This window comes from Pseudomonas sp. GW821-FHT09A09, from assembly GCF_059418405.1.
In genome coordinates this window covers 17,978-34,927 of the sequence record NZ_JBWKPU010000029.1, presented here as the reverse complement: position 1 = coordinate 34,927, position 16,950 = coordinate 17,978, and the positions used below count along the sequence as shown (strand labels likewise).

The following is a 16,950-nucleotide window of genomic DNA, read 5'->3' as shown; positions in this document are numbered from 1 at the left end:
GCGATGGGGCCTTTGAAACCTGTGGTGATTCAGAGGCCGTCATCGCCGGCAAGCCGGCTCCTACAGTGTGTGGTGTTCCCCAGAATTCAGCGTCATCCGAGGTTTTTGAAATGAATGTTTTGATCATTGGCAGCGGTGGCCGTGAACACGCCCTGGCCTGGAAAGTTGCCCAGGACCCACGCGTCCAGAAAGTCTTTGTTGCCCCGGGCAACGCCGGCACCGCCATTGAAGCCAAGTGCGAAAACGTCGCCATCGACGTCCTGGCCCTTGAGCAACTGGCTGACTTTGCCGAGAAAAACGTCTCCCTGACCATCGTTGGTCCGGAAGTCCCGTTGGTTGCCGGCGTCGTGGACCTGTTCCGCAGCCGTGGCCTGGACTGCTTCGGCCCAACCGCTGGCGCCGCCCAGCTGGAAGGCTCCAAGGCGTTCACCAAGGACTTCCTGGCGCGCCACAAAATCCCGACTGCCGACTACCAGAACTTCACCGAGATCGAGCCGGCCCTGGCCTACCTGCGTGAAAAAGGTGCGCCGATCGTGATCAAGGCCGACGGCCTGGCGGCCGGTAAAGGCGTGATCGTCGCCATGACCCTGCAGGAAGCCGAAGACGCCGTACGCGACATGCTCGCCGGCAACGCTTTTGGCGACGCGGGTTCGCGCGTGGTGATCGAGGAATTCCTCGACGGCGAAGAAGCCAGCTTCATCGTGATGGTCGACGGCAAGAACGTGCTGCCGATGGCCACCAGCCAGGACCACAAACGCGTCGGCGATGGCGACACTGGCCCTAACACGGGCGGCATGGGCGCTTACTCCCCTGCCCCGGTCGTGACCAGCGATGTGCACAAGCGCGTCATGGACCTGGTGATCTGGCCGACCGTGCGCGGCATGGCCGACGAAGGCAATGTGTACACCGGTTTCCTGTACGCCGGCCTGATGATCGACAAAGCCGGCAACCCGAAAGTCATCGAGTTCAACTGCCGCTTCGGCGACCCGGAAACCCAACCGGTGATGCTGCGCCTGCAATCGAGCCTGGTGCTGTTGGTGGAAGCCGCCCTCGCCCAGGCGCTGGACAAGGTCGAAGCGCAGTGGGACCCACGTCCGAGCGTCGGCATTGTGCTGGCCGCCGGTGGATACCCGGCCGACTACGCCAAGGGCGATGTGATTGAAGGCCTGGACGCGGCTGCTACGCTGGAAGGCAAGGTGTTCCATGCGGGCACCGCGCTCAAGGATGGCAAGGTGGTGACCGCAGGTGGCCGCGTGTTGTGCGCCACCTCGATGGGTGCCAGTGTCGACGCCGCGCAGCAACAGGCGTACAAACTGGCCGCAGCCATCGATTGGAAAGGCTGCTTCTACCGCAAGGACATTGGCTACCGCGCCATTGCCCGTGAACGTGGCGAGAACAGCTGAACAGCTACACTTGAGTAGCTATCCGTTCGGTTAGGCAAGGGCCCCTGGCCCTTGCCGTACACATGTCGCCCCGCGCATAGTTAACCCGTGCATCAACCTACGAAGGGATTTCGCCGTGCGCTGGCTCAGGATCGCCATAGGTTTCACAGTCAGTCTGCTGACACTGCTCTGCTTGTTCCCGGCCCAGGCCGCCGCACAAGGCAGTGGGTGGGCGGTATTGCTTGATGAACAGGCCGACCTGCAACTGAGCGACATCCGTTCCGCCCGCTACACCAACCAATTCAGCCCCATCGAACTGGACCGCATTACCGCTGCGGAACCGGACGGTGCGTTGTGGGTACGATTCAAACTGCAACCCGGCAAGCACGAACAAGTGCTGCGGGTATTCGCCCCGGACCTGTCCCACCTGAGCCTCTACGTGCTCGACGGCGACACCCTGGTGGAACAACAAAGCACCGGCACCCGCCAGCCACAGGCGGAACGCCCGCTGCCCAGCAGCGACTTCATGTTGCCGATGCCCCAGAGCCAAAGACCTCTTGAGGTCTACCTGCGCCTGGTCTCGGAACACGAACTGCGCCCCTACATCACCCTGGAGCCCGCCGTACTGGCCGCGGCTGACCAGAACCAAACCCTGATATACGGGCTGCTCTTCGGCGTCCTGTTGATGTTGATCCTGCACAACCTCACACGCTTCGCCTATCACCGCTCGCGCAGCAGCCTGTGGCTGGCGGCCTGCGAAGTGCTGTTGATGCTCAGCCTGGCGTTGCTGCTCAACCTGGTGGGCCCATGGCTGCCGAACTGGCATGCGGTGCAAACCCCGGGCGCCTACCTGGCCTTGCTGCTCACCGCGCCGTGCGGACTGATGTTCGCCTATCGTTTCTTCATGCCCCTGGGCCCGCACCCGCTGAACAAGCTGTTGATGGCCGACATCCTGTTCATCGTGCTGTGCGGCCTGCTGCTGTTGTTCGTCAATACCCTGCCGCTGAACATCATCACCTATGCGCTGGTGGCCCTGGCCGGCTTGAGCATGCTGTTTGTCTCGGCCTACCACTGGCAGAAAGGCTACCGCCCGGCGCGGCTGTTCGTGGCGGCGATGGTGGTGTTCAACATCGGCACGCTGATCATCCTGCCCGCGCTGCTCGGCCTCACGCTGGTGGCGCCGCAAGGCTTGATCGTGACCCTGCTCAGCTTCATCTGCCTCAGTGGCCTGCTGATGAGCCTGGCCCTGGGCGAGCGCCAGCGCGCGATTGTCGAGGCACGCTTCAGCCTCAGCCGTGACCTGGCCGCGAGCAATGCCGAGATCGCCGCCAAGGCCGAGTTCCTGGCGAAGATCAGCCACGAGATCCGCACCCCCATGAACGGCGTGCTGGGCATGACCGAATTGCTGCTGGGCACGCCGCTGTCGGTGAAACAACGCGATTACGTGCAGACCATCCACAGCGCGGGCAATGAACTGCTGACCCTGATCAACGAGATCCTCGACATCTCCAAGCTGGAGTCCGGGCAGATCGAACTGGACGATGTTCAGTTCGACCTCAACGCACTGATCGAAGACTGCCTGAGCATCTTCCGCGCCAAGGCCGAACAGCAGAACGTCGAGCTGATCAGCTTTATCCAGCCCCAGGTGCCCCGCGTCATCAGCGGCGACCCCACCCGCCTGCGCCAGGCACTCTTGAGCCTGCTGGAAAACGCCCTGCAGAAAACCGATGAAGGTGAAGTGCTGATCGTCGTCGCCCTCGATGAACGCAGCACCAAGCCACGCCTGCGCATCGCCGTACAAGACAGCGGCCTGCCGATGGAAACCGCCGAGCGCGAGGCGTTGCTGCACAGTGAACTGCACAGCAAGAACTTCCTCTCGGCTACACGTCTGAGCGGCCACCTGGGCCTGGTGATCGCCCGTCAGTTGATCCTGTTGATGAACGGCGAGTTCGGCATCAAGAGTGGCAGCCATCAGGGCAGCACACTGTGGCTGACCCTGCCACTGGACCCGGAACGCCTGGAGCACCCGACCTCCGACCTCGACGGCCCGCTCAAGGATGCACGTGTGCTGGTGGTGGACGACAACGACACGTGCCGCAAGGTGCTGGTGCAGCAATGCTCCGCCTGGGGCCTTAACGTCAGCGCCGTGCCTTCAGGCAAGGAAGCCCTGGCACTGCTGCGCACCAAGGCGCACCTGCGCGATTACTTCGACGTGGTGTTGCTGGACCAGAACATGCCAGGCATGACCGGCATGCAGCTTGCGGCAAAGATCAAGGAAGACCCGAGCCTGAACCACGACATCCTGTTGATCATGCTCACCGGCATCAGCAATGCGCCAAGCAAGATCATCGCGCGCAACTGCGGGATCAAGCGCATCCTCGCCAAGCCAGTGGCCGGCTATACCCTCAAGACCACCCTGGCCGACGAACTGACCCAACGCAGCAAGGGCGGCGTCCCGGTGCGCCCTGCGATCAGTCCGCCAGCGGCCGTCACCGTACCCAGCGACTTCCGTATCCTGGTGGCCGAAGACAACAGCATTTCCACCAAGGTGATCCGTGGCATGCTCGGCAAGCTCAACCTCAACCCGGACACCGCCAGCAACGGCGAAGAAGCGTTGGAGGCGATGAAGGCCCAGCGGTATGACCTGGTGTTGATGGACTGTGAAATGCCAATCCTCGATGGCTTCTCGGCCACCCAGCAGTTGCGCGCCTGGGAAGTCAGCCACCAGCGTATCCGCACACCGGTAGTGGCCCTGACGGCGCACATCCTCTCGGAACACAAAGAACGCGCACGCCAGGCCGGGATGGACGGGCACATGGCCAAGCCGGTGGAACTGTCGCAGTTGCGCGAGCTGGTGGAGTTCTGGGTCGCACAGCGCCAGCAACGCCCCGAGCACGCGCCTTCCTGACCTGAAATACGATCCCCCGTAGGAGCTGGCTTGCCGGCGATGGCGCTGCATCAGCCACCTATTCGTTGCCTGGCACACCGCTATCGCAGGCAAGCCAGCTCCCACATTTACGGCGTTTCGCCTGATAGACTCCGCAGACTTCTCTCATCGCGAGCCATCTCCATGCTCCACGTGTTATTCAGCGTCTACCTGAAAATGCTGGTGCTCTACAGCCCGTTCTTTGTGCTGTCCTGCTTCATCAGCCTGACCCGTGGTTACTCCAGCAAGGAGCGGCGGCGCCTGGCCTGGAAGGTCGCGTTGGCCACCCTGGTGTCGAGCGTGTTGCTCTACCTGTTCGGCCGAGTCATTTTCAGCGTGTTCGGCATCACCGTGGATGCCTTCCGCATCGGCGCCGGCAGCGTGCTGTTCATCTCCGCCCTGGGCATGGCCCAGGGCAAGTCGGCGGTGCAGACCGACAACGTGCAGCAAGACGTGACCATCGTGCCCCTGACCATCCCCCTCACCGTCGGCCCCGGCACCATCGGTGCGTTGCTGGTGATGGGCGTGAGCCAGCCACATTGGGATGACAAGATCACCGCCATTCTCAGCATCGCCCTCGCCAGCTTCACCGTGGGCGTGGTGCTGTACCTGTCCAACCGCATCGAACGCATTCTCGGCGACCAGGGCTTGCAGATCGTCAGCCGCCTGATGGGGCTGTTCGTCTGCGCCCTGGCCGCGCAAATCATCTTTACCGGGGTGCGCGGCTACCTGGTGCCCTAGATCCGGTATTTGGCGATTGCCAACTGCACTTTGTCGCCCGCACTTTCGCGCATCAGCCGGATGGTTTTTTCGTTGACCACCGAGGTATTCAGCACCAGGCAGGTCTGCCCGCTGAAGGCCTCGAACGAGGAACTGTCCCACTCCAGAAACGGCAACCCTACCTGTTTGCTCACACCATGGGCGCTGTAGGTGACCAGCACCATCGTCACCTCCCCGGCGGCTTCGGCGCATGAGGCCAGGCCGAAATCACCGCCCTGTTGCACCGTGCTGTTGCGTTTGAACAACTCGAACGACGCTGGCTGCTGCTTGAGTGATTCCAATGCATCCGCCGCCAGCTTGGGCAGCGCCGCCAGCACCGTCCCGGCCAGTGAGGTCGAGGCCAGCATCGCCGCAATCATGTTCAGTGCCGCCAGTTGCACCGTCAGGCCCTTGCCCGAACTCGAGACCCGCTCGAAGCTGCTGCGCACCGGCAGCCAGCCCAGGCTGACCATCACCTTGATAAATTCGTCGTACCAACTTTCCGTACCGCGATGCACCTTCAACACATCGCTCACATAGCTGCTGGCAAGCAAGTAGCTCTTGCGGATGTACTCGCGGTTAAGGGCGGACATGCCCTCGATAAACGAGATCACTCCGTTGTTCACCACGGCTGCATTGCTATCGTCTTCGGTATCCAGCGCCATGGGAGCACTGGCTCCCGGTGCGCCGGGCAGTTTGTAGGCGGCAATCAATTTACGCCGCTTCGCACTGAAGGTCCTTTTGTGATGTCGCTCCATTTTCCATTCTCCACAAGCGCCCCACATGGGGCTTGTGTTCACACTAGTCCAGTGGCGGTTGGGCTTTCTACGCAACAAACATCCCTTGCCCATGCACCTGAAACAGCATCGCCCAGCAATCCCGTGGCGTTCGCCCACGCCTTCCGGGCGTCATCGCGCAAAAAAAGAAAAAGCCCCGAATGACAACAGGAAAATCCCTGAAGCATTCGGAGCTTTCTGGCAGTGGCCGGAGCGTTTCAGGACGCCGGTTTTTCGCCGTACCAACGCGGGGTGTACACCCACTCACCGCCACCGGCACGCGGGAACACGCAGGTGGTGGAGGAGCCAATCAACACCATGGTGCGCATGTCCACCTGCTCCGGGGTCAGTTGCCCCAACGTGGTGACGCGCAGGGTCTGGCCCGGACGGCCGATATCACGGCCCAGCACCACCGGCGTTTCGGGCGTGCGGTGCAGCGCGACGATTTCCAGGGCGCGGCCCAATTGCCACGGACGCGAACGGGAGATCGGGTTGTAGAACGCCAGCGCCAGATCAGCCTGGGACGCCAGGTCCAGGCGCTTCTCGATGATCGCCCACGGCTTGAGGTTGTCCGACAGCGACATCACGCAGAAGTCATGCCCCAACGGCGCACCCGCCTGGGCGGCCGTGGCCAGTGAGGCCGAAACCCCCGGCAAAATCTCCAGATCGACCTGATGCCAGGCCGGGTCGCTGGACTCGTGCAGCGCCTCAATCACCGCCGCAGCCATGGCGAACACACCCGGATCGCCGGACGACACCACCACCACCGAACGGCCCTGGGCCGCCAGCTCGAACGCGTGGCGAGCCCGCTGCATTTCTTCGCGGTTATCGGTGCAGTGCTGCACTTGATCGTCGCGGAACGGCCCGGCCATGCGCACATAGGTTTCGTAGCCCAGCACATCGGTGCAGCGCGCCAGTTCAGCCTTGACCGCCGGAACCATCAGCTCGGCGGCACCCGGGCCCAGGCCGATCACCGCCAGGCGGCCACGCATACGGCCGACGTTAGCCAGGTCCAGCGGCTGCTCGGCCACCTCGATGACGATATCGGCCACTTGGCTCACGCGGGTAAACCGCAGCGGCACACCCAGCACCGACGCCGCTTCATGCAGCGACGCTTCAGCCATCTGCGTGTCACTGGCCAACAGGCACGCCAGGGATTGCACGGCGATACCCGCGTCATGCAAAGCCGCCCGCACCCGCTCGGCCAATTGCGCGCCTGGCTTGCAGGTCACGCTCACGGTCTTTGGATAGATCAACAACTCATTGGCCGCAGGCGTGCGCTCAGCACTGCCCACGTGGATCGCCAGGCGTGCCTGTTGGTCCTGTGGCAAGTTGGCGTCGTCCAACCACGGCGCAGCGCCTTCGATGCGCACGCTTTCACCGGCCAGCAGGTCGGAGACAAACCGCTTGCCCAGTTCCAGGTCGGCCAGTTCATAACCACTCGGCGGGTTGAGCAGGCAGGTGCCGAAACGCAGCTCGCCACTGGTGGTGATCGCTGCGGCCACGTTCAACGCCGCGGCGATCTCCCGAGCCATGACGTTCACACCGCCCAAACCACCGAGCAACGGCACCACGGCGCTGCCGTCTTCGGCGACGGCCAGCACGGCAGGCTCTTCGCCTTTTTCCAGCAACAGCGGCGCCAGGGTGCGGATCACGATGCCGGCTGCGCACAGCGCAATCAGCGGCGTGCCTTGCTGATAGAGCTGACGCAGGGTCGCGCCGAATTCGCTGTAGAGCTGGTCTGCGCCTTCGACACGGCCCGCCAGCCCATGGATCAGCGCGCCGGGATAAACCTGCTGGATCTTGCGCGCAGTGGCCAGGCTACCCTGGCCCAGAATGACAATCGCCGGGCGCATCAACCTTGCCACCGTTCACCGGGTACGATGATCAGCGAGAAGTAAGGCGACGACGATGGGTCGACCTGATCCAGCGGCACGATCTTCTGGTTGGCCATGGTGGCGCGCTCCACATACAACGCACGCCCGGCCAGGCCGAGTTCTTCCAGCACCTGGCGCACCTTGGGGAAGTTGCGGCCCAGCTTCATGATCACCGCCGCGTCGGCGTCTGCCAGACGGCGCTTGAGGTCGTCATGGGGCAGCACGCCCGAGAGCACCGACAGGCTCTGGTTGCGGTACACCAGCGGCGCCCCCAGCACCGAAGCGCCGCCGAGCATCGAGCACACGCCCGGAATGACCTGCGCGTCATAGCGCTCGGCGAGGCGGTCGTGCAGGTACATGTAGGAGCCGTAGAAGAACGGGTCACCTTCGCAGATCACCGCCACGTCGCGGCCGGCATCCAGGTGCGCTGCCACGTCGACGCTGGCGGCGTCGTAGAAATCGCTGATCACTTGCTCATAGGACATCGGCGCGGGCAGCACTTCGGTGGTCACCGGGTACACCAGCGGCATCAGGGTCTGCTGTGGCACCAGGTGATCCTCGATGATGCCGAAGGCGTTGCCCTTCTTGCCCTTAGCCACGAAGTACGCCACCACCGGCGACTCGCGCAGCAGGCGCAGGGCCTTGAGGGTGATCAGTTCCGGGTCGCCGGGGCCCACACCCAGGCCGATCAAACGTCCGCGTACCTGCATTATTCGACCTCCGTGGCCAGGGCATTCACCGCTGCGGCGGCCATGGCGCTGCCGCCCAGGCGGCCCTGCATGATCACGAACGGCACGCCTCGGCTGTCGGCCGCCAGCATCGCCTTGGATTCAGCGGCACCGACAAACCCGACCGGAAAACCGAGGATCAACGCCGGTTTGGGTGCGCCGGCATCGAGCATTTCCAGCAGGTAGAACAACGCGGTCGGCGCGTTGCCGATCACCACCACGCTGCCTTCCAAGTGCGGGCGCCACAGTTCCAGGGCGGCAGCGGAGCGGGTGTTGCCCAGCTCACGTGCCAGCTCCGGCACGCTGTCGTCGCGCAGGGTGCAGATCACCTCGTTGTTGGCGGGCAGGCGCGCGCGGGTCACGCCTTCGGAGACCATCCGCGCATCGCACAGGATCGGCGCGCCGGCCGCCAGCGCATCGCGCCCGGCCTTGCCCGCACCTTCGGAGAACTGCAGGCCGTCGATGGCCTCGACCATGCCGCAGGCATGAATCACCCGCACCGCGAGCTTTTCCAAATCGGCCGGGATGCGGTCCAACTTGGCTTCCGCGCGAATAATGGCGAAGGAGTTGCGATAGATCTCCTGACCGTCGCGGATGTAATCAATCATCGGTGTTGCTCCGTGGGCGGGCGCGCAGCAAGGCGCCCGTCGCTTCAATAGAAAGGGTGCGCGCGTGCAGCCGGCCAAAGCCTGGGTAGGCGGCATCGCGAAAATAGAGGTCGTAGTGACCGGGGCTCACGGCCAGCAGGGTCACCGGCGCGGTGTGTGCGGCGGCGCAGGAACGCACGCAGCCAGACAGGTGCACGTCGTGCCCGGTGTCCAGGGCGGCGAGTTGCAGGGCGTCGGCCTTGGTGTCGGCCAGGGCTTTGCCGCAGCCGCTGGAGCCGGTGCAGGCGGTCATGTGCGCCAGGGGTTGTTCGACTGACCAGAGGAAACCCAGTTGCGCCAGGCGCTCGGTCACGGCCTGCGTTTTTTCGACATTGGGCAGCAGCACGCCCTGCCAAGGGGTGAAGCGCAGGGTGCCGTCACCGTATTCGCTGGCCAGTTGTGCGGCGCCGTTGAGCATCGTCGAATCCAGGCGACCCAAGGGCGCAATGGCCGCAACGTAGAACAGATTCTTTTGCGCTTGTGGATAAGTGCCCAGATACAACGAAGCGCTGCTGGGCGGGCGTTTGAAGCCGTCGACTGGCAGCAAAGCCAGCGTGAGGCGGCTCAATAACTTATCCACAGCCAGATGACGCATGCGGGTTTGCTCGGGCGTGGCGAGGTCGAGAAACGCTTCCAGCACAGCCACCACCAGTGCATGGCCCTGCTCCAATGGCACGGCGGCCACCGGCGCATCCAGCCCCGGGCAACCGGCCAGGCCGACTGCGAGCAGTGTCTTGCCATCGCGCACGAACGCCGACAGCCACAGGTCATGGTGATGTTCGAGCATCGCCAGGGCTTCGCCGCCATCCAGTTGCACGGCGAACTTGGCCGACAGCTCGTGGAAACGCGGGTGGTTCTGCAGGGTATTCAGGATCTGTTCGGCCAGCGGGCGCGTGTCAAAGAGCATCTGCGGGTCGATGCCGGCGCTGGGGCTGAGCATCACATTGCGCACGTCGTCACCGGCGGCGTTGTTGGGGCCAAGGCCTGCGGCCAGCAGCAGTTTGATCAAGGCGCCTTCTTCGGCGCCGATTCCTCGGATCTGCAGGTTGGCGCGATTAGTGGCCTCGATCACCCCGCCTGCATAGGCCTGGGCCGCTTCAGCCACCGCGTGGGCCTGCTCTGCGGTGATGGAACCACCGGCCAACTTGATCCGGCAAATGCCGCCGTCCAACGCCTGGACAATACGCAGCAACCCCGGACAAGCCGAGGGGCGCAAGGTATTCATAGCGGGCGTCTGGTTCACGGGGCTACCGGTTGACGGGTAAAGGCGCGGTATTATGCCTGCTTTGTCCGGCGGCATGAAAAGCCTGCCCGTCGGATGTCGTTCAAGGAATTCATATGTCGCCCTGGCTGACGGTTGTAGGCATCGGTGAAGACGGCTTCAAGGGGCTGGGCAGGAATGCCCGGCATGCCCTGTTGCGCGCCACGCGGATTATAGGTGCTCAGCGCCAGTTGGACCTGTTGCCGGTGTGTATTCGTGGCGAGCGTGAGCTGTGGCCGAGCCCGTTTTCCCTGGAGCCAGTGCTGGCGCGGCGCGGGGAACCGGTGTGCGTGCTGGCCAGTGGCGATCCGATGTTCTATGGCGTGGGCGCAAGCCTGGCGCGGCAGGTGGCGGCGGATGAGTTGCTGATTTTGCCGGCACCGTCGTCGGTATCGCTGGCAGCAGCGCGGCTGGGTTGGCCGTTGCAAGATGTGGTGACGCTGTCGGTGGTGGCGCGGCCGTTGGCGGCGCTGAATGCGCATCTGGCCAGTGGCGTGCGGCTGTTAGTGTTGAGCAATGACGGTCGCAGCCCGGCGTTGATTGCCTCGCTGCTGGCGGAAACTGGGTTCGGGCCGAGTCGATTGAGTGTGTTTGAGCATTTGGGCGGCACGGAGGAGCGGCGTGTCGATGGACTGGCGAGTGAATGGCAACACGCCTCAGTCGCCGATTTGAACCTGGTTGCCATCGACTGCGTGGCTGATCCGCAGGCTCCGCGCCTCTCACGTCTGGCCGGGTTGCCGGACTCGGCGTTCAAACACGACGGCCAACTGACCAAGCGCGACGTACGCGCCATGACCCTCGCCCGCCTCGCGCCGATGCCCGGCGAACTGCTGTGGGATGTGGGCGCGGGCAGTGGCTCCATCGGCATTGAATGGATGCGCACTCACCCCAGTTGCCGCGCAGTGGCGATTGAAGCCGATGAAGGTCGCCAAGGTTTGATCGAACACAACCGCGATGCGCTGGGTGTGCCCGGGCTACAGCTGGTTCGCGGCAAGGCGCCGGACGCGTTGCACGGTTTGGAAGCACCGGATGCCATCTTCATCGGCGGCGGCGTCACCCGCGACGGCGTGCTCGACACCTGCTGGCAACAGCTGCGGCCGGGCGGACGGTTGGTTGCCAACGCTGTAACCCTGCAAAGTGAAATGGCCCTGATGAACTGGCGGGACAAGCATGGCGGCGAACTGACGCGCATCCACGTGGCCCAGGCGCAGCCGTTGGGGGCGTTTGATACGTGGCGCCAAGCGTTGCCGATCACCTTGCTGGACGTGGTCAAGCCGCTATGAAGCGCATTCTGTTGCTGGGTGGCGTGACTGAGGCCTTGGCCATTGCGCGCACTTTGGGTCCGGAACATATCTACAGCCTGGCTGGCGTCGGGCGTGTGCCGACTGACCTGACCTGCCAGGTGCGGGTGGGCGGGTATGGCGGCGCTGAAGGTTTGGCGCGGTTTGTTCGGGATGAGGGAATTGGCCTGATTCTCGATGCAACTCATCCGTATGCGGCGCAGATTAGCCGCAATGCGGCCGAAGCTGCGCAGCTAGGTGGCGTGCCTTGCTGGGCATTGCGGCGCCCGGCGTGGCAGCCGCAGGCGGGAGATGATTGGCGCGAGGTTGGCGATTGGGCCGCATTGATTGAAGCGCTCAAACCCTTCAAACGCCCGCTGTTCACGCTGGGGCGTGAGCCGTTGCAGCACCTCGACGAAATCCCCGTCGAACAGTTTTGGACGCTGCGCGCACTGGATGTGTACCCGGGGAATGACCGGTGTGAAGTAATCGGCGCGCGCGGGCCGTTTTTGATCGAGGACGAGCGTGCGTTGTTTGAGCGACGCGGCATTGATGTGCTGATCAGCAAGAACAGTGGCAGCACCGCGACGGAGCCGAAGCTGGAAGTGGCGCGGGAGCTTGGAATACCGGTGCTCGTCTTGAAGCGGCCGGTGTTGGCGCCGGTGGATCGGGAGTTCACCAACGTGGCTGCGGCGCTGCAGGCAATCACCACGCTCTAAACACCACTGATCCCCTGTGGGAGCGGGCTTGCCCGCGATAGCGTCCTGTCAGCCAACTCATCTATAACTGATACACCGCAATCGCGGGCAAGCCCGCTCCCACATTTGACCTGTGTTGTCAGGCCGCTGTTGTCGCCAGTCCGAACCCCGTGTGCACACGATCCGCCAGCAACTGCGCCAATTCAATCAACTGCGCAACGCCGAGCAACTCCTCTCGTTTCGAGCCCTCCAGGTTAAACGCAAGATCGCAGCTCAGCGCATTGGCTGAGGCGAGGGTTTCGCTGAGGTTGACCAGCAGGTCTTCGGTGCTGATGCCGTCGGCTACGGTGAATAGCCGGATGGGGGGTGGGTTTGATCATTGTGAAGCTCCTTAGGAAAGTGGAGCTGCCACTGATTCGCCGCGACGCGATAGAGGGTGGCAGCTGTACGCAGGTTCGCGGACCGGTCCTAAGGAAACCCGGCATACCCGAAGGTATCCCGCGCACAGCCGCCATAGCGCCGCACAGTAGACGCAAAAAAAGCGTCAACTGAAAGCAGACGATGACGCTTAGCGTCCATAGGAACCCGGGCCGCGACGCCCGGCCGCTGAGTTTGCAGCGGTGTACGGAGACTAGGGATTGAGTTTCCTAGGGGCAACCTTAAAGGCTTGTCGGATATTTCTGTTGACCGATCGTTCCCACGCTCTGCATGGAAACGCATCCTGTGACGCTCAGCGTCACGACTTCAAAGGCAGACCCGGAGCGTCCAGGGCTGCATTCCCAGAGCGTGGGAACAATCAATTCGAGCCGAGTGCAGTCCTAAATGTGGGAGCGGGCTTGCTCGCGAAGACTGTGTGTCAGCCACGACATGTATTGGCTGACACTCCGCTTTCGCGAGCAAGCCCGCTCCCACATTTAGCGCTGCGTTGCCTTTGAGATCGGCAACCTCTCAGTTCCCGTCTATCCTGAATCCAGCAGCTGCGACACCAAACCACACCGCCCCTTTTTACTTATCCCCTACGATCAGGCTAAATACCCGCCTGATCGTTTAACCCTACGGATTGTCCGCCATGGCCCGTCAACGCTTTGCAATTGTGTGGATCGCCTGCTTTGCAGTGCTGTTCAACGCCTTTGCCATGCCGATGGCCGGGGCGATGCAGCAGTCCCAGGACCCGGTGCAGCAATTGCTGTGGGGCAGTTTCTGCTCCTCCAATGGTGCAAGCCTCAAGACGATTGCCCTGGGCAAGCTGGAGATTCCGGCGCCGCAGCAGGATGACCACTCCACCATGCAGCATTGCTGGTGTTGCTCGGGCTCGGCGCCGTTGGTGGCGTTGCCCGGGCATGTGCCGCAGTTGTATGTGACACGCTTCGACGCCGTGCAAAGCCTGTCGCCGCCGTCGTTGCAGAGCCCTACCCCGCGCCAGCAATGGCCAAGCCTCAACCCGCGCGCGTCTCCAACGGCCTGATTTCTTCGCAAGTGAACTGCGTTTAGAACCGTTCTGGAGAACTGCCATGCTCAAATCTTCCCTGCTTCTGGCTGCGATGTTGTTGCCGGTGTTCAGTGCTGCCAATGCCGATGACTATAAGGCCGGCGACCTGGTGGTCAGCGAACCCTGGTCCCAGGAGTTGCCGCCCAACGCGCCCACCGTCGCGGCGTATTTCGTGATTCACAACACCGGCGCAACCCCGGACCGCCTGCTCAGCGTCGAGACGCCGGTAGCGGACAAGGCCGAGCTGCACGAACACGTCATGCAGGGCGACCTGATGAAAATGCAGCAAGTGCCCAGCGTCGCCGTGCCGGCCAAGGGCGACCTGACCTTCGCGCCCATGGCTTACCACGTGATGCTGCTGGGCCTCAAAGACCGCAGCCTGTTGGCCGACGGCAAGCAATTCCCGCTGACCCTGACCTTCGAAAAAGCCGGCAAGGTGGAGGTGGAAGTGTCGGTACAAAAAGTACCGCCGATGGCCAGCCACGCGCACAAGCACCCGCAATAGGCTGACATTCGATGGGCGCCCCCCGCGCCAGGTTCTCTCCACACGCCCGTGTAAGACGCGGCGGTTGGATCAGCCTGTTTGCCATGCTGATGATCTTTATCGGTCCGCTGATTTCCCAAGCGATGCCGATGGACCATCACGCCGGTATGTCGATGAGCATGTCCATGGACATGCCGATGGACCACGCCGGTTCCCATCACCCCAAAGCCCCTGACGAACACCACGCCCTCTGGTCCAAGTGCGGCTATTGCGACCTGCTCTACAGCTGCCCCGCGCTGCCCGGCGGCACGTCAATGTTCACGTTGGGCAGCCCGCCGTCCGCCAACGCCCTCACCCCCGCCACCCGCCTGGGCCATGCCCGGCAGAGCATCTTCCCCGGCGCCCGCAGTCGCGCACCGCCCATCAACGCGTAAGCACTTCACAGCGTTACTTCACCCCGGCCGACTTTAGACAGACAGCCGCAGGCTGCTGGCCGTGTTGTTTACGATTGATTGATGGAATTTGTCATGTCCAGGTTTTCTGCTGACACCCGTTTGGGAAGCACCCCCGTGGTCGCCGTTCTGTGCGGCGCCCTTTTGGCACCACAGGTGTATGCCGACGAACACGAACTGAGCCCCACCGTGATCACCGCGATCGCCCCCAGCTCACCGCTGACCGTGATCACCAACCCCAAGGACCCGCGCCAACCGGTGCCGGCCAGCGATGGTGGCGATTACCTCAAGACCATCCCCGGCTTTGCCCTGGTGCGTAACGGCGGCACCAATGGCGACCCGGTACTGCGCGGCATGTTCGGCTCGCGCCTGAACATCCTCACCAACGGCAGCATGATGCTCGGCGCCTGCCCGGGCCGGATGGATGCGCCCACCTCGTATATTTCCCCGGAAACCTACGACAAGCTAACGGTGATCAAAGGCCCGCAAACCGTGCTGTGGGGCCCTGGTGCGTCAGCCGGCACCATCCTGTTCGAGCGTGAGCCGGAGCAGTTCGGCGAGTTGGGCACGCGCCTCAACGCCAGTGTGCTGGCCGGCTCCAATGGGCGCTTCGACAAGGTCATCGATGCCGCGGCCGGCGGCCCGTTGGGTTATGTGCGCGTGATCGGCAACCAGGCGCATGCCGACGACTACAAGGACGGCAACAACGACACCGTGGCCTCGCGCTATGACAAATGGAACGGCGACGTCGCCGTCGGCTTCACCCCCGACGCCGACACCTTGGTTGAACTCACGGCCGGCCGTGGCGATGGCGAAGCGCGTTACGCCGGGCGCGGCATGGACGGCTCGCAGTTTCTGCGCGAGAGCCTCGGGCTGCGCTTTGAGAAGTCCAACATCGGCGAGGTGCTGGATAAAGTCGAAGCCCAGGTCTACTACAACTACGCCGACCACGTGATGGACAACTACAGCCTGCGCGTCCCGTCCGGCACCGGGATGATGGCCGGGCCGATGGCGTCCAACGTCGACCGGCGCACCCTCGGCGCGCGGATCAAGGCCACCTGGCGTTGGGCCGATGTGCAACTGATCGGCGGCCTGGATGCCCAGACCAACGAACACCGCCAGCGCAGCAGTATGGGCATCGACACCTACAAGGACCTGCCCCGGGTCAAGGACGCCAACTTCCACAACTACGGCGTGTTCGGCGAACTGACCTGGTACGCCGCCGACCGCGAACGCCTGATCACCGGCGCTCGCCTGGACCGCGCCTCGGCCAAGGACTTCCGGCAAACCACCGGTTCCGGCATGGGCACCCGCCCCAACCCGACGGCCGACAACACCCGCGCCGACACCCTGCCCTCGGGCTTCGTGCGCTACGAGCACGACCTGGCCGACAGCCCCACCACGCTCTACGCGGGCCTGGGCCATTCGGAGCGTTTCCCGGATTACTGGGAGCTGTTTTCGCCCAATACGGGCGCGGTCGGTTCGGTGAATGCCTTCGATGGCGTGAAACCGGAAAAAACCACCCAGTTCGACTTTGGCGCGCAATACAAAGCCGATGCGCTTGAAGCCTGGGCTTCCGGCTACATCGGCCGCGTGCAGGACTTCATCCTGTTCGACTACCGGCCTGGGATGATGGGCACCACCTCCCAGGCGCGCAACGTCGACGCACGCATCATGGGCGGCGAACTGGGCGCGGCGTACAAGCTGACGCGCCACTGGAAAGCCGACGCCACCCTCGCCTACGCCTGGGGCAAGAACAGCAGTGACGGCAAGGCCCTGCCGCAAATCCCACCGCTGGACGCGCGCCTGGGTCTCACCTACAGCGAAGACGACTGGAGCGCCGGCGCCTTGTGGCGGGTGGTCGCGGCGCAAAACCGCATCGATCAGAACAAGGGCAACGTGGTCGGCAAGGACTTCGACAAGAGCGCGGGGTTTGGCGTGTTCTCGCTGAACGCGGCGTACCGCATCAATAAACATTTCAAGGTCAGCACCGGCGTCGACAACCTGTTCGGCAAAGCCTATGCCGAGCACTTGAACCTGGCCGGCAACGCCGGGTTCGGCTACCCGGCCAGTGACCCGCAAGCCATCAAGGAGCCAGGGCGCACGCTCTGGACCAAGGTAGACATGAGTTTCTGACGCACCGTTGTAGGAGCCGGCTTGCTGGCGATGGCGATCTTGAGGACGCCATCGC

Annotated in this window: 15 protein-coding genes; 9 read left to right on the top strand and 6 right to left on the bottom strand. The window is 63.5% G+C overall.

Annotated elements, in window-relative coordinates:
* Nucleotides 1-110: 110 nt before the first annotated feature.
* From purD to AC07OV_RS22355, 3 genes are all read left to right on the top strand, one after another.
* Complete coding sequence (gene purD / locus AC07OV_RS22365) at nucleotides 111-1,403, top strand: phosphoribosylamine--glycine ligase (protein WP_494998171.1); 1,293 nt, start codon at nucleotides 111-113, stop codon at nucleotides 1,401-1,403.
* 115 nt (nucleotides 1,404-1,518) lie between these two features.
* Nucleotides 1,519-4,290, top strand: a complete 2,772-nt coding sequence (locus tag AC07OV_RS22360) for a hybrid sensor histidine kinase/response regulator (protein WP_494998172.1) — start codon at nucleotides 1,519-1,521, stop codon at nucleotides 4,288-4,290.
* Nucleotides 4,291-4,452: 162 nt separating this feature from the next.
* Complete coding sequence (locus AC07OV_RS22355; RefSeq protein WP_032890615.1) at nucleotides 4,453-5,049, top strand: MarC family protein; 597 nt, start codon at nucleotides 4,453-4,455, stop codon at nucleotides 5,047-5,049.
* On the opposite strand, the gene AC07OV_RS22350 is transcribed toward AC07OV_RS22355, so the two are convergent.
* The 5 genes from AC07OV_RS22350 to cobG all read right to left on the bottom strand — a co-directional run bounded on the left by AC07OV_RS22350 (nucleotide 5,046) and on the right by cobG (nucleotide 10,395).
* Nucleotides 5,046-5,825: a hypothetical protein gene (locus tag AC07OV_RS22350; RefSeq protein ID WP_494998173.1), complete on the bottom strand. Its 780-nt coding sequence runs from the start codon at nucleotides 5,823-5,825 to the stop codon at nucleotides 5,046-5,048. The two genes, AC07OV_RS22355 and AC07OV_RS22350, sit on opposite strands and share 4 nt — an antisense overlap.
* Before the next feature lie 236 nt (nucleotides 5,826-6,061).
* Entirely contained in the window at nucleotides 6,062-7,699 is a 1,638-nt protein-coding gene (cobJ, locus tag AC07OV_RS22345; protein WP_495093000.1) for a precorrin-3B C(17)-methyltransferase, read from the bottom strand.
* Nucleotides 7,699-8,430, bottom strand: a complete 732-nt coding sequence (locus AC07OV_RS22340) for a precorrin-2 C(20)-methyltransferase (RefSeq protein WP_176997057.1) — start codon at nucleotides 8,428-8,430, stop codon at nucleotides 7,699-7,701. The genes cobJ and AC07OV_RS22340 overlap by 1 nt, the downstream gene beginning before the upstream one ends.
* Complete coding sequence (locus tag AC07OV_RS22335; protein WP_176997058.1) at nucleotides 8,430-9,056, bottom strand: precorrin-8X methylmutase; 627 nt, start codon at nucleotides 9,054-9,056, stop codon at nucleotides 8,430-8,432. Before AC07OV_RS22335 ends, AC07OV_RS22340 begins: the two co-directional genes overlap by 1 nt.
* Nucleotides 9,049-10,395, bottom strand: a complete 1,347-nt coding sequence (gene cobG / locus AC07OV_RS22330) for a precorrin-3B synthase (protein WP_495092999.1) — start codon at nucleotides 10,393-10,395, stop codon at nucleotides 9,049-9,051. Before cobG ends, AC07OV_RS22335 begins: the two co-directional genes overlap by 8 nt.
* 38 nt (nucleotides 10,396-10,433) lie before the next feature.
* On the opposite strand from cobG, the gene cbiE reads away from it, so the two are divergent.
* Nucleotides 10,434-11,639: a precorrin-6y C5,15-methyltransferase (decarboxylating) subunit CbiE gene (cbiE, locus tag AC07OV_RS22325; protein WP_495092998.1), complete on the top strand. Its 1,206-nt coding sequence runs from the start codon at nucleotides 10,434-10,436 to the stop codon at nucleotides 11,637-11,639.
* On the top strand, nucleotides 11,636-12,355 hold the full coding sequence (locus AC07OV_RS22320) for a cobalt-precorrin-6A reductase (protein ID WP_176997061.1): 720 nt from the start codon (nucleotides 11,636-11,638) through the stop codon (nucleotides 12,353-12,355). The genes cbiE and AC07OV_RS22320 overlap by 4 nt, the downstream gene beginning before the upstream one ends.
* Before the next feature lie 118 nt (nucleotides 12,356-12,473).
* Here the strand turns inward: AC07OV_RS22320 and AC07OV_RS22315 are convergent, their stop codons facing one another.
* Entirely contained in the window at nucleotides 12,474-12,695 is a 222-nt protein-coding gene (locus tag AC07OV_RS22315; protein ID WP_494998182.1) for a DUF6124 family protein, read from the bottom strand.
* A gap of 708 nt (nucleotides 12,696-13,403) precedes the next feature.
* Between AC07OV_RS22315 and AC07OV_RS22310 the strand changes: the two genes are divergently transcribed.
* The 4 genes from AC07OV_RS22310 (at nucleotide 13,404) to AC07OV_RS22295 (ending at nucleotide 16,895) form a co-directional block, all read left to right on the top strand.
* A complete protein-coding gene (locus AC07OV_RS22310) occupies nucleotides 13,404-13,799 on the top strand; it encodes a DUF2946 domain-containing protein (RefSeq protein ID WP_494998178.1) in 396 nt (131 codons plus the stop codon).
* A gap of 46 nt (nucleotides 13,800-13,845) precedes the next feature.
* Nucleotides 13,846-14,328, top strand: coding sequence for a copper chaperone PCu(A)C (locus tag AC07OV_RS22305; RefSeq protein WP_495092997.1), 483 nt, complete (start codon nucleotides 13,846-13,848; stop codon nucleotides 14,326-14,328).
* 11 nt (nucleotides 14,329-14,339) lie between these two features.
* Entirely contained in the window at nucleotides 14,340-14,741 is a 402-nt protein-coding gene (locus tag AC07OV_RS22300) for a DUF2946 domain-containing protein (RefSeq protein WP_176997066.1), read from the top strand.
* 93 nt (nucleotides 14,742-14,834) lie between these two features.
* Entirely contained in the window at nucleotides 14,835-16,895 is a 2,061-nt protein-coding gene (locus AC07OV_RS22295) for a TonB-dependent copper receptor (protein ID WP_495092996.1), read from the top strand.
* Nucleotides 16,896-16,950 lie beyond the last annotated feature (55 nt).